The sequence below is a fragment of the Hydrocarboniclastica marina genome, from assembly GCF_004851605.1.
GTDB lineage: Bacteria > Pseudomonadota > Gammaproteobacteria > Pseudomonadales > Oleiphilaceae > Hydrocarboniclastica > Hydrocarboniclastica marina.
On the sequence record NZ_CP031093.1, the window covers coordinates 517432 to 530952 of the forward strand.

General features: G+C 57.4%; 12 protein-coding genes. 8 read left to right on the forward strand and 4 right to left on the reverse strand.

The window, feature by feature from the left end; all coding sequences use genetic code 11:
• Window positions 1-77 precede the first annotated feature (77 nt).
• The 6 genes from soil367_RS02360 (at window position 78) to soil367_RS02385 (ending at window position 6669) form a co-directional block, all read left to right on the forward strand.
• Complete coding sequence (locus soil367_RS02360) at window positions 78-1745, forward strand: long-chain fatty acid--CoA ligase (protein ID WP_136546538.1); 1668 nt, start codon at window positions 78-80, stop codon at window positions 1743-1745.
• Between the two features lie 290 nt (window positions 1746-2035).
• Entirely contained in the window at window positions 2036-2899 is an 864-nt protein-coding gene (locus tag soil367_RS02365) for a branched-chain amino acid ABC transporter permease (protein WP_136546540.1), read from the forward strand.
• A complete protein-coding gene (locus tag soil367_RS02370; RefSeq protein WP_216642762.1) occupies window positions 2899-3942 on the forward strand; it encodes a branched-chain amino acid ABC transporter permease in 1044 nt (347 codons plus the stop codon). Before soil367_RS02365 ends, soil367_RS02370 begins: the two co-directional genes overlap by 1 nt.
• A complete protein-coding gene (locus soil367_RS02375) occupies window positions 3935-4702 on the forward strand; it encodes an ABC transporter ATP-binding protein (RefSeq protein ID WP_136546542.1) in 768 nt (255 codons plus the stop codon). Before soil367_RS02370 ends, soil367_RS02375 begins: the two co-directional genes overlap by 8 nt.
• Window positions 4689-5396, forward strand: a complete 708-nt coding sequence (locus soil367_RS02380; protein WP_136546544.1) for an ABC transporter ATP-binding protein — start codon at window positions 4689-4691, stop codon at window positions 5394-5396. Before soil367_RS02375 ends, soil367_RS02380 begins: the two co-directional genes overlap by 14 nt.
• A gap of 106 nt (window positions 5397-5502) precedes the next feature.
• Window positions 5503-6669: an ABC transporter substrate-binding protein gene (locus soil367_RS02385; RefSeq protein WP_136546546.1), complete on the forward strand. Its 1167-nt coding sequence runs from the start codon at window positions 5503-5505 to the stop codon at window positions 6667-6669.
• 81 nt (window positions 6670-6750) lie between these two features.
• On the opposite strand, the gene soil367_RS02390 is transcribed toward soil367_RS02385, so the two are convergent.
• Window positions 6751-7209: a MaoC family dehydratase gene (locus tag soil367_RS02390; protein ID WP_136546548.1), complete on the reverse strand. Its 459-nt coding sequence runs from the start codon at window positions 7207-7209 to the stop codon at window positions 6751-6753.
• 44 nt (window positions 7210-7253) lie between these two features.
• On the reverse strand, window positions 7254-8015 hold the full coding sequence (locus soil367_RS02395) for a class II aldolase/adducin family protein (RefSeq protein ID WP_136546550.1): 762 nt from the start codon (window positions 8013-8015) through the stop codon (window positions 7254-7256).
• 117 nt (window positions 8016-8132) lie between these two features.
• On the opposite strand from soil367_RS02395, the gene soil367_RS02400 reads away from it, so the two are divergent.
• The gene (locus soil367_RS02400; protein WP_136546552.1) at window positions 8133-9164 is read left to right on the forward strand and encodes an MBL fold metallo-hydrolase; all 1032 of its coding nucleotides are present in this window, start codon (window positions 8133-8135) and stop codon (window positions 9162-9164) included.
• 144 nt (window positions 9165-9308) lie between these two features.
• Here soil367_RS02400 and soil367_RS02405 read toward each other — a convergent pair whose 3' ends face one another.
• Together soil367_RS02405 and soil367_RS02410 are read right to left on the reverse strand one after the other, a co-directional pair.
• Entirely contained in the window at window positions 9309-10451 is a 1143-nt protein-coding gene (locus soil367_RS02405; protein ID WP_136546554.1) for an acyl-CoA dehydrogenase family protein, read from the reverse strand.
• A gap of 10 nt (window positions 10452-10461) precedes the next feature.
• Window positions 10462-11658: an acyl-CoA dehydrogenase family protein gene (locus soil367_RS02410; protein ID WP_136546557.1), complete on the reverse strand. Its 1197-nt coding sequence runs from the start codon at window positions 11656-11658 to the stop codon at window positions 10462-10464.
• A gap of 364 nt (window positions 11659-12022) precedes the next feature.
• Here soil367_RS02410 and soil367_RS02415 point away from each other — a divergent pair, with 364 nt between their 5' ends.
• Window positions 12023-13312: a DcaP family trimeric outer membrane transporter gene (locus tag soil367_RS02415; protein WP_246065480.1), complete on the forward strand. Its 1290-nt coding sequence runs from the start codon at window positions 12023-12025 to the stop codon at window positions 13310-13312.
• The last annotated feature ends 209 nt before the right edge of the window (window positions 13313-13521 follow it).

Sequence of the window (13521 nt, forward strand, 5' to 3'; positions counted from 1 at the left end):
GTCATCAGGGCGGCCCAACCGATAGTGACGTTCGGCTGACAAGCCGGGATGTCCTCCATCAGAGGAGTTAATGACTCATGTTCGACCGTCATTACGCTGCGTGGCCGGATCACGTGCCGCGTCACCTGACGTTGCCGCAGACCAGCGTGTTTTCAAACCTGGAAGTCTCGGCGCTGCGTTACCCCAAGCGCAATGCCATCGTCTATTACGACAGCTCGATCACCTACGAAGCCCTGCACAAAGATGCTGAGGCTCTGGCCGGTTACCTGAAAAATTGCGGCGTCGGTAAGGGTGATCGGGTGCTGCTTTATATGCAGAATGCGCCCCAGTTCATTACGGCCTATTTTGCGATTCTTCGGGCTAACGCTGTGGTGGTGCCGGTCAACCCGATGAACCGGGCCACTGAGCTGGAGCACTACGTCGCCGACACCAGCGCGACTGTCTGTATCTGTGGACAGGAGCTGGTCGGGTTCGTCGAACCGCTGCTGGGCGACAAGACGACGTTGCAGAACGTCGTGGTTGCGGCTTATTCCGATGCGCTCAACGTTGAGACTGATCTCGATCTGCCGGCAGAAGTGCGCGCGCCGCGAGCTGAGCTCTCCCACCCGCAGATGATCGCCTGGAATGATGCACTCAACGCCGGCCACGTCCCCGGTCCGCTGACTGTCGGCCCCGATGATCTGGCAGTGTTTCCGTACAGCTCGGGCACCACGGGCGCGCCGAAGGGTTGCATGCATACCCACCGCTCGGTGATGGCCACCGCGGTCCACGGTGTGGTCTGGACACACAGCACGGTCGAGTCGACTATCCTGGCGACGCTGCCGTATTTTCACGTCACCGGTATGCAATCGGCGATGAATGGGCCGATCTACAGCGGCGCGACCATTGTCCTGATGACGCGCTGGGATCGTAAGGTCGCGGCTCAGCTGATTCAGAAGTACCGCATAACGCGCTGGGTCAACATTGCCACCATGGCGATCGATTTTCTGTCAGCGCCGGATGTGGGCGAGTACGACCTGTCCAGCCTGAACAACATCAGCGGCGGCGGCGCGGCCATGCCCAAGGCCATCGAGGCTAAGCTGTACGAGCTGACGGGGCTGCACTATGTGGAAGGCTACGGGCTGTCCGAGACCATCGCTGCGACCCATCTTAATCCTATAACCCGGCCCAAGGCGCAGTGCCTCGGTATCCCGGTGTTCGACGTCGACTCGCGTATCATCGAGATTGATTCAGGCAAAGAGCTGGGACCCAACGAGGTTGGCGAAATCATTACCCATGGGCCGCAGCTGTTCCAAGGGTACTGGAACCGGCCCGAGGAAACTGCACGTTCCTTTATCGAGATCGACGGCAAACAGTTTTTCCGTACGGGCGACATGGGCTATTACGACGACGAGGGGTACTTTTTCCTGGTTGACCGGGTCAAACGCATGATCAACGCGTCTGGCTTCAAGGTGTGGCCTTCTGAAGTGGAGAGCCTGATGTATCGGCACCCGGCCATTCGCGAGTGCTGCATCATCTCCTCGCCTCATCCCCGTCGCGGCGAAACCGTGAAGGCTTGTGTGGTGCTCAAGGACGAAGCCGGTGCCGTAACGGAGGAGGACGTCATCGCCTGGTGCAAAGAAGAGATGGCTGCTTACAAAGTCCCGGCCACTGTTGAGTTTGTCGATGAGTTACCCCGTTCGCCCACCGGCAAGCTGATGTGGCGTGTACTGCAGGAGCAGGAGTGGAAAAAAGCCGCTTCCTGATCTCACGAGTTGTGAAGCCAGGTCTCCAAGTTATTGCCATGCGATGACCTGAAGGCCTGGTGTTGCGTCATTAATGCCTTTTCGCGCATCGTTTTATTCCCCGCCCAACCTGCCAAAGCTATTTCGCCCAACAAATAATTATTGTGGCTTAGTTTCGCACAGTGAAACTAACTTTCGTGTATTGACATGGTTTTTGAGCCATGCGACATTGAGTTCATCCTCTGCCGCGCAGGACGCGGGCGTAGATAGTCTTCTAACACAAAAACAACACAGAGCAGGAGAGGATCGCTTTGAACCTATTTTTCCAGCAGGTGCTTAACGGTTTTACCCTGGGAAGCATTTACGGTCTGGTGGCGCTGGGGCTTACCCTGGTGTACGGCATTCTGCATGTTCCCAACTTCGCACATGGCGCGTTCTACATGGTGGGCGCGTTTGTCTCTTTCTTCCTTATGTCTGATCTGGGGGTCAACTACTGGCTCGCCATGGTCGGCTCAGCCATTGTGGTGGCGGGCCTTGCAGTACTTTCAGAGCGACTGGTATTCCACCCTCTGAGACACGCACCGCCCATACACGACAAGATAGCGGCGATCGGTATCCTGCTGTTCCTCGAGGCGTTAGTAACGCTTTACTGGGGCTCGGATTTCCGCCGGATGCCGACGCCCTATACCGATATCCTGCGCTTCGCTGACCTGACGCTCCCGGCTCAACGGCTGCTGATCATTGTGGCGGCGTTCTCGCTGATGGCAGCGCTGCATCTGTTCCTGCGCAAGACCATGACCGGCTCAACCATCATTGCGATGGCCCAGAGTCGGGAAGGGGCTTTCCTGGTGGGCATCGATGCCAATCGCGTAGCCATGCTGACCTTTGCCATCTCTGGTGTGCTGGCCGCGGTTGCAGCGACGCTCTATGCGCCCATCAATCTGGTCTACCCGGCCATGGGCCACCTGGTCATCATGAAGGCTTTTGTCATCATCATTCTGGGGGGGATGGGCAGCATACCAGGAGCCATTGTCGGCGGGCTGATCATCGGCTTCGCTGAAAGCTTCGGCGGCTTCTATATCTCCACAGCGTACAAGGACATCATCGCGTTCGGCTTGCTGGTTGTGATTCTGTCCGTGCGTCCCAAGGGCCTGTTTCTGAAGGGGGTCAGCTGATGATGGTACGTCTTGCGAGTCTCTTTACGAGCCCAGCCACCAAATTTGTGTTTCTGGCACTGGCGCTGATGTTCCCGTTCTTCGCCAGCAATGAGTACCAGATCTATGTCATGGCAACGGCTTTTATCTGGGCCATTGCCGTTTATGGTATGAACATCATCACTGGCTACTGTGGCCAGCTGAACCTGGCCCATGGCGGCTTCTTTGCCATCGGCGCGTACGCCCTTGCCATCCTCACGTCGGACCACGGCTGGGCCTTCTGGCCGGCATTTCTCGCTGCCGCAATCGTTACCGCAGTCGTGGGATTTTTCGTGGGCATCGTCTCGTTGAGGCTCAAGGAGCACTACTTCGCCATCTTTACGCTCTGCGTGGGGTTTATCATCTACCTGCTGGTCGACAAGTGGGAAGAACTCACCCACGGCCCGCTTGGTATCCGCGATATCCCGGCGCCCGGCGGGTTCGGCCTGGTCGATTTCAGCCAGACTATTCCGCTGTACTACCTGGTGCTGGGTATTCTTGTGATCCTGATCTGGTTCATAGCCCGGCTCTCGAAATCCCTGCTGGGGCGCACCTTCCTGGCGATTCGCAACGGTGACGAGCTGGCCCAGTCCCTGGGGATCAACCTGATGCGCAACAAAGTCCTCGCTTTTGTGCTGTCGACGACCTATGCCGGTATTGCAGGCGCATTGTTTGCGGGAACGGTTCGATTTATTGGTCCGGAAGAGGCCAACATCAACCATACCTTCGACATGATCACCTACCTGTTGGTAGGCGGTATCGGCACACTGTTCGGACCGCTGGTGGGTACGCTGAGTCTGGTCTGGATTGCCCAGTCCCTGCAGTTCCTTGCGGACTATCGCATGGTCATCTTCGGGCCGTTGCTGGTACTGCTGGTGATCTTCTTCCCGCGTGGGCTCGTCGGCTCGCTTCTGGGTTGGAAGATGCGCAAGGACATGGAAGCGGCTACCCGCAAGGGCGCTGGCCGCAATCAGAACGCCGAAGCTGGCGTTAATGATGAAGCGGGGGCCAAGAACAATGCTTAAGGTAGAGAATCTGACCAAAATGTTCGGCGGGCTCGCGGCGGTGAATAACATCAGCGTCGAGTTTGAGGCTAACAAGATCAACGCCATCATCGGGCCGAACGGTGCTGGCAAGAGTACATTTTTCAACCTGATTTCAGGTGCCCACAAGCCGACGTCCGGCCGCATACTGATCGACGGCACCGACGTCAGTACCATGCGCTGTGACAACATCGCCCGGCTGGGTGTGGGGCGCACCTTCCAGACCACGACGCTGTTCGAGCAGGCTACGGTGCTGGATAACCTTATCGTCGGCCATCGGCTGCGTACGAAGTCAGGCTTGTGGGATGTATTGATCAACTCCAGGCGGCTTCGTCGTGAAGAGAAAGAGAGCCGCGACAAGGCCGCCGAAGTGCTCGACTTTGTCGGTCTGAGCCACCTCGGTAATCACTTTATCGCGGACATCACTCAGGAGCAGCGCAAGCGTGTGGCCTTTGCTCTGGCGCTGGCTACCGACCCCAAGCTGTTGCTGCTGGACGAGCCCGCCGCCGGGGTGAATCCCGACGAGACCGAGGGCTTGGCCGAGCTGATGAACAAAATGATTCGCCATGGCCTGACCGTCTGTCTGATAGAACACAAGATGGACATGATCATGGGCATGGCCGACAAGATCATGGTGCTGGATCACGGCGAAAAAATCGCCGAGGGCACACCGGCTGAGATCAAGTCGAATCCGGTAGTGATCGAGGCTTACCTGGGGAGCGACCACGATGCTGCAGCTTAATAAAGTCGATGTCTGCTATGGCAGTTTCAAAGCACTGAGTGCTGTGGATATGCGCGTTGATGAAGGCGAGCTGGTGGTCCTGTTGGGCGCTAATGGCGCGGGTAAGACCACGCTGTTCAACGCCATAAGCGGTCTGCTGAAGCCAACCGCGGGCGAGATCCGCTTTCGGGACAAGGTTATGAACGGGCTCAAACCTTCCGCTGTGGTGGGGGGAGGGATTGTTCACTGTCCGGAGGGGCGCAAGCTCTTCCCGCAGATGTCGGTAATGAAGAACCTGGTAATGGGCGCGTACGTCCATCGGCGCGACAAGGAAGGCATCCGCAGGACACTCAAGGACGTGCTGGCGCTTTTTCCGATCCTGGAGGAGAAAAAGAATGAACCCGCCGGCTCGCTCTCTGGTGGTCAGCAGCAAATGGTTGCCATTGGGCGGGCCCTGATGAGCAGGCCCAAGCTCCTGATGCTGGATGAACCGTCGCTGGGATTGGCACCGCTGGTGGTCAAGCAAATGTTTGAGACCATCCAGAAAATCAACAGCCTGGGCACAGGGGTTCTGCTGGCCGAGCAAAACGCCTTCGCCGCGTTGAAGATCGCACACAGGGCCTATGTAATTGAAAACGGCAAGCTGGTCATGGAAGGCGATCGAGAGGCCATGATGGGCAATGAGGCCGTGCGCAAGGCCTATATCGGCGCTTGAGCCCCCAGCTGTCCCAAGAACGGCGCACCGTACGCCATTAAGTGAAGAATCAGGCATTCCCGGAATGCCTGTGGTATCCCAAGCAGCAACGTAAAAGGAAAACAAAATGAAGATGCTGAAAACATTAGGCTACCTGGCCGCGGCCTCTACCCTGGGGGCGACGATTTCGCTTAGCGCCCAGGCAGATGAAGTCAATATCGGTTTCACCGGTCCATTGAGCGGCGGCGCCGCCCTCTATGGCGAGAACACGCTCTCGGGATTGCGGATGGCCGCAGAGGAGATCAATGCGAATGGCGGGTTCGAGGTAGACGGCGAGAAACACACGATCAACCTGGTGGCGCTGGACGACCGCTATTCTCCGAGCCAGGCGGCCACTAATGCCAAGCGCCTGAAGCAGGAATCCAACGTACCGGCCGTGTTCGTGCCTCACTCAGGCGGGATTTTCGCACTGATGAGCTTCAACGAGCAGTCCGAGTTCCTGGTCATGGCGTACTCCAGCGTTCCGTCTATTACTGAGAAAGGCAATGAACTCACTCTCCGCATTCCGCCGACCTTTGACGGGTATGTGAATGCGTTTACCGAACTGGCTTACGACGAATACGGCAAGAAGTTGGCAATGGGTGGCGCAACCCACGAGTACGCCAAGATCTGGTCCGACATGATCAAGGACAAATGGAACTCGCTCGGCGGTGAGGTTGTGGCTGACAATCCCATGGATTACAACAAATCCGCAGATTTCTACACCGGTGTGAGTCGACTGATCGCGGCAGATCCCGATGTGATGTTCATCGGCGGGGCCTCTGAGCCGACCGGTCTGGTTGCACGTCAGGCTCGCGAGCTGGGCTACCAGGGACCCTTCATTCTGATGGATCAGGCCAAGCTGGACGAGGTGGCTGAAGTTTCGGGCGGCATGGAGTCACTGGAAGGGTCCATCGGTGTGGTACCGTTGAGCGCATACACCACCGAGTCGGCCAAGAGCTTCGTCAAGCGGTACAACAAGGAACACGGCAAGAACCCGGGTTCCGAGGCAGCTTTCATGTACGGCGCGCTACACGGCCTGGTCAACGCGATGACGATCGCCGGAACGACCGAAGACGTCCACGCGATCCGCAAAGCGATGGATAAAGGCCTGGCAACACTGGACAACAGCAAGAATCCGTACGAAGTTGATGGCGTCAATGACAAAGGCGGCTTCCTGACCGATCCAACGGTTGCTATTGTCAAAGACGGCAAGATTGAAGAGCGGGAAATCTCTGAAATTATCAAGAAGTAAGCAGTAGAAATGATATAAAAAAGGCGGATTGGGCCAGGCTCAATCCGCCTTTTTTTCAGAATTATTTTCCGTGAACGGACATCAGCTCAGATACATAGCCAGGTTTTCGGCAACACATGCCGGCCTTTCACTGCCCTCGATCTCGATCGTTGACCTAAACCGGGCGAGATGACGGCTGTCGCCTGCAGGCTCGAGCGATAGCAGCTTCAGATGACACCGCACCCGTTTGCCTGCGGGCACAGGGCTGGGGAAACGAAGCTTGTCGAGGCCGTAATTGATAGTGGCGCTCACCCCTTCGGTGCGCATGATCTGCTGGTTCAGCATGGGCAGTAATGAAAGTGTGAGATAACCATGGGCAATCGTGGTTTTGTAGGGGGACTCCTGCGCTGCGCGCTCCTGGTCCAGATGGATCCACTGGTGGTCGCCGGTAGCGTCGGCGAAGGCCTGGATCCGGGCCTGATCGACCAGAACCCAGTCACTGACGCCGATATCCTCGCCAGCAACCTGGGCGAGGGCCTCAAGGGAGGGAAAGACTTTCATGGGGTTTCCTCAAGCTTGCGATGGTGGACGACTGGCTGAACGCCCTACCTGGCATAGGTAGGATCGATTTTGTCCATTAGCCGAACCAGCGCTGGCCACGTCAGCTTACTGGCCTGGCCCAGGCTCTGGGACTGCTGCCGGGTGGTTTCGATAGCCGCGGCGGAGGGCAGGTATGCTGCTCCCTGGCCCAGTGTACGGACCTGAATTTCGCATGCCTTCATCAAAAAGTAGAGGTAGGTGAAAGCTTCGGCGACAGTGCCTCCGACTGACATGAGGCCGTGATTGCGTAAGAGCATCAGATTCTTGCCCTGCAGGTCCCGGGTCAGACGTTCGCGCTCGTCCAGGTTGAGGGCAACGCCTTCGTAATCGTGGAAGCTCAGGTGGTCGAGGCAGAGCATGGCGGTCTGGCTCAGGGGTAGCAGGCCCTCTTTATGGGCTGATACTGCGACGCCATCCGCTGCGTGCAGATGCATCACCGCGCCGGCGTCGTCCCGGGCCATATGCACGGCGCTGTGGATGGTAAAGCCGGCAGGGTTAACGCGGCTCAGCTCACCCGATTGGACCACTTCGCCGTCCCGGTCGACCTTGACCAGGGAGGAGGCGGTAATTTCGCTGAAGAGGTAACCATAGGGATTGATCAGAAAATGATGCTCGGGCCCTGGCACCCGTGCAGAGAGATGAGTGAATACCAGGTCATCCCAGCCATAGTGGGCCACGAGCCGGTAGGCCGCAGCCAGATCCTGGCGGACTTGCTGTTCCGTTTGGTTCGCATAATGAAACGACGTTTCTTTGGTATTGGCATTCATGATTGTTTTCCTAATACTATGAAACCGTATTTCAATAGTACCGCAGGGTTCGATGCATTGCAGCTCCTCGAAGCGGCCCCGTACGCCCTAAAAGAAAACACCGGAAAGAGACACCCGATGAGCGCAGTCAAGTACGTCGAGAAGCAGTTGCCTGAGCCTGGGCAAAAGAAACGCGTCGCCGAGGGCGTCTATTGGCTCAGATTCCCGTTGCCGTTTGCGCTGGACCACATCAACCTCTGGCTGCTTGAGGACGGCGACGGCTGGACGCTGGTCGACACGGGTTTTGGCGCCGGGAAAACGCGTGAACTCTGGCAGTCCATGTTTGATCATGCGCTGGAAGGACGGCCCCTAAGGCGTATCGTGGTGACCCACTATCACCCTGATCACATCGGTCAGGCGGTGTGGTTGGCCCAGCATTTCGGTGCGCCTGTTTACATGACGGACGGCGAGTGGCAGCTGACCCACGATCTATTCAACCAGACTGATGCCGAGATGGACCAGGGCCAGCGGCGTTTGCTGCTGGCCCACGGCGTGCGCCAGGCCCGTGCCGAGAGTCTTACCCAGCGCGGCAACCTTTTCCGAGGCGCGATCAGTGGGGTGCCGACACCTTACCAGCGTCTCGCAGCGGGCGATTCCCTGACCATAAACGGACGCCGTTGGGACATCGTGGTAGGCAATGGCCATTCGCCGGAACATGCCTGCCTCTTCCGGTCCGAGGACAGGGTGCTGCTGAGCGGCGACCAGATTCTTCCTTCGATCTCCAGCAATATCAGCGTGCGCAAGGATGTGCCCGAAGCTGACCCACTGGCGGACTTCCTCGCCTCATTGCGGGCCTTCGCTCAGCTCCCCGCTGACACGCGGGTCATGCCCGCCCATGGCCGGCCATTCGAGGGCCTTCACATGCGGGCAGACAAGCTGATCGTCCACCATGAGGTCCAGCTGACCCAGGTAGAAGACGCCTGTCGTAAAGCCCCAAAGACAGCGACTGACTTATTGCCGGTGCTATTCCGACGCGAACTGGACGACCAGCAGCTGTTTTTTGCGATGGGAGAAAGCATCGCCCACGCCAACCATCTGCTGGCGACTGGCCGGGTAGAGCGGGAGCTTGAGGGGGGTGTGTATCGGTTCAGGGCTTTTGGCGCTGGCTGAACTGGCGCGACGGGGTGGGCATGCCGAACGTGCGCAAGGCAGTCCAGCTTCAGGCCATGGCGAGGGTGTAGAGTCCTTTTAGCTGACTGGCTGGCAGGGGATTTCCCTGCCAGCGTAACCGTAACCGGTTGGACGGTCTGGCTATCAGCTCGTCTTCATCAGCGCCACAAAGGCTTCCAGATGATGGTCATCATCGCCCAACTGATGGTTAATCATCACAAGGCGTTTGGCATAATGAGCGCCGCTGTATTCCCAGGTCATGCCGATGCCGCCGTGCAGCTGCACCGACTGCTCTGAGATATACTGCCCCGCCCGACCGATCACGTTCTTGGCTGCCGCCAGGATGGAGTCGCGCCTGTTTCCGGGCTCGGCATCGGCCACGGAGGCGGCGAGCACCGCCATTGAGCGGGCCTGTTCAAGCTCGGAAGCCATGTCCACCATGCGGTGCTGCAACACCTGGAACTTGCCAATCGGCACGCCGAACTGTTTGCGCGCCTTGAGATATTCCAGCGTCAGATTGACAGACTCTTCCATGGCACCCACAGCTTCCGCACAGATAGCGGCGATTGCGCGCCCGGCCTGGTAGTCGATAGCCGCATGAGCCTGGCCTACAGGGCCCAGCAGGGCTGATGCCGGCACGCTGACGCTGTCCAGGATCAGGTCGCAGCCCTTGAGGCCGTCGATCGTTTCATAAGTGATCCGCTGCAACCCGGACGCATTGCCGTCGATCACAAACAGGCTGATGCCGTCATGGGACCGTTGCTCGCCTGAAGTGCGGGCAGAGACAATGAGCTTGTCCGCGCAGTGGCCGCCGATGACCACGGCCTTGCGCCCGCTCAGGCGGTAGCCATCGCCGTCTGATTCGGCTTTGGTCACGACGTCATGGAGGTTATAGCGCGACTGCGGTTCAAGCAGTGCCGGCGCCACTTTCAGTGTGCCCGCTGCAATCTGGGGCAGCAGGTCATTCTTCTGCTCGTCGTTACCGGCCTGGTTGATCAGACCGCCGCCGAACACAATGGACTGCAGGTAGGGTTCCAGGCATAGGCCACGGCCCAGTTCGGTCATGATGAGCTGGAGCTCCACCGCGCCGCCACCAAAACCACCATGGGCTTCGTCAAAAGGCACAGTGGTCAGGCCCAGCTCGCTGAGCTGCTGCCAGAACGCTTCACTGAACCCGGCGTCGCTCTGGCGAAAGCGCTCACGCTTTTCAAAATCGTATTCTCCACGGACCAGGCGTGCCGCGGTTTCCTGCAGCATCTGCTGCTCTTCGTTCAGTTTGAAATCCACAGTGGCGCTCCTACAGTTCGAGGATCATCTTGGCGACGATATTTTTCTGGATCTCGTTGGATCCGCCGAAAATCGACAGCTTCCGCATGTTGAAGTAATGCGGCGCCAGGGGAGCCGCGTAATCAGAGGAGAGGTATTCGCCCTCGTAGTCCAGTTCCATTTCCGCTTCGGGGAAGGGCTGGGCATAAGGGCCGATCGCCCGGCGCATCAGGTCGGTGATGGTCTGGCGAATTTCGGTACCTTTGACTTTCAGCATCGAGCTCTCCGCGCCCGGCACACCGCCCCCTTCAACCGCTGCAATAATGCGCAGGTTGGTGATCTCGGCGGCCATCAGGTCAATCTCAACCTGGGCAACGCGCGACGCAAAGGCGGGGTCTTGCAGAAGCGGCTTGCCGTTCTTGACCTCTTTGCCGGCGATCTCCTTGAGCCGGTCCAGCGCCGCTTTTGAAGCGCCAATGCCGGCCAGGCCGGTGCGCTCATAAGTCAGCAGGTACTTGGCGTAGGTCCAGCCCTTGTTCTCCTCGCCGACGAGGTTCTCAACCGGAACCTTGACGTCCTCGAAGAAAACTTCGTTCACTTCGTGTTCGCCGTCCAGGGTGATGATCGGGCGCACCGTGATGCCCGGGGTCTGCATGTCTATCAGCAGGAAAGAGATGCCGCTCTGGGGTTTTGCTTGGGTATCCGTGCGCACCAGACAGAAAATCCAGTTGGCATGCTGACCCAGTGTGGTCCAGGTTTTCTGGCCATTGACGATGTAGTGGTCGCCCTGGCGTACCGCGCGGGTTTTCAATGATGCAAGGTCAGAGCCCGCGCCGGGTTCCGAATAGCCCTGACACCACCAGTCCTCACCGCTAAGAATGCGCGGCAGGTAATGCTGCTTCTGCTCTTCGGTACCGAATTTGATGATCACCGGCGCCACCATGTTCACCCCAAACGGAATGGTGCGCGGCGCGCCGAAGGCGGCGGTTTCTTCATCAAAGATGTGCTTCTGCACCGCACTCCATTCGACGCCACCGTACTCTACCGGCCAGTGCGTGGCGTACCAGCCCTTCCTGGAGAGAATCTGCTGCCAGCGCTGGTGATCCTCTTTGCTCAGATGCTTGCCACCTTTGACCTTGGCCGCTATGTCTTGCGGAAGCTCACTGCTGAGAAACGACCGAACTTCATCGCGGAAGGCGAGCTCGGCTTCGTTGAAGTTGATGTTCATCAAACTTACCCCTGATGAGGCCCGAATGGGCTAATTACGAAAATAAATACCGCCTAGCAGAATTGCCATATCATGAATTTTAAAGCGAGCCCTGTCAATTGTGTCGGCCGCTCCAAAACTGCCCTATCTACGATCATGGTCTAAGTAGACACCGCAGCGGTTGTCTGATTCCATTTGATTAGATATATTCGGAAGCATACGGAAGCCTATATTGCTGTGCGGAATCGTTATACGAAACGGTATCGCAGAGCGAAACACGGACGTCGAAGGTGATCCCTTGTCGAAGGAGCTTTTTCCGCTCCCGGACGCCTTGGTACGAGTTCCAAAACAAAAATACCTATTACAACAACAAGAGGAAAACCACATGAAGATGCAAAGAAGTCTGCTTTCCACGAGCATAGCCGCTGCTGGTCTGCCGGTGCTCGCTTTGCTCGCTGCACCGGCCTTCGCCCAGCAGGGTGACGCTGATGTAGCAGATCTGGAACGCCGTATTGGTGAACTGGAAGCTATTGTAGAGCGTGTACAAGGGCAGGCGCCGGAGACTGATTTTGATAATCAGTACCTGGTCCGGGAAGGTAAAGGCATAAAAATTGGTGGCACAACCATTACCTTCAGCGGTTTTATCAAGGCTGATATGATCGCCGGATCTAACGGCGATGGCACCAAGAATACCTACAGTGTGGGTGTTCCGCGTAATTTCGCGGGTTTTGCCCGCAATGATTCCAGCTCTTGGAATGTCGGGCTTACAGCTCGTGAATCACGCTTTGCCTTCGGTACTTCGACAGAAGACGTGGCTGGTCATACGCTAGAGACATATCTCGAAATGGACTTTAACGATGATATGGAAAGCAATGGCAATGAGCTTGTCTCAAACAGCTATAATCCCCGCCTGCGTCAGGCCTACGGTAGCTGGAACGGCTGGACTGCCGGCCAGACGTACACCACCTTTACCGACCTTGCAGTTCTGCCAGAGATTATGAATCAGGGCAAAATGGCTGCGTTTATCTACGTAACCCAGCCTCAGGTTCGGTACACGATGGCTGCTCCAGGGGGCAGTCTCATGATGGCGCTGGAAAACCCGGAAGACGGTATCAGTAGTATTGATGCCGACGAATACGACGATCAGTCTCTTCCCGATTTCGTCGCTCGCTATAACCTCCGCAATAGCTACGGGATGTATTCGGTGTCAGGGATGGCGCGGCGACTGGAGGTTGATGACGACGAGACTTGGGCTGGCGCCGCCTCTATCGCGGCCCGTGTGCCTACGATCGGCCGGGATAACGTGAGGCTGCAATATTCCTACGGTGCACTCGGGCGCTACATGGGGCTGCTAACCTACCCGGATGTTCAGTTGGAGGATCAGGCAGCTGATGAGGCTAAAGCGTTTGTTTCCCAAGGGCTGACAGCGGCTTACCAGCACTTTTGGACAGAAGCATGGCGTAGCAATCTCGTCGGTTCTCATACCGAGGCGGTCAGCGATGGGAGTGGCCTGGGGGTAGAAGCTTCGACTTCTGTTCATGCCAGCCTGGTCTGGAGCCCGCACGCCAAGATGAGCTATGGCTTGGAGTATGCCCACTGGACATTCAAGCAGCCAGTGACCCGTGACAAGGACGAATATCAGCAAGTCATGCTCTCAGCGAAATACGATTTCTAACCGATGTACTCGGCGCATCTGGCGCCGAGCCCTTCTTTTAGACGCAAACTCAGGTTCAAACCATTTTGGCTTCCCAGATCGGGGAGCCTTTTTGTTGGTAAACAGAACCTCTTCGAAACGACCGCGCCAGCGGCATTTCATGAAAGAATAATCAGTCTCGATAAAATGAAAAACCCCGCCGAAAAAGGCAGGGTCTTCTTAAGGTCAGC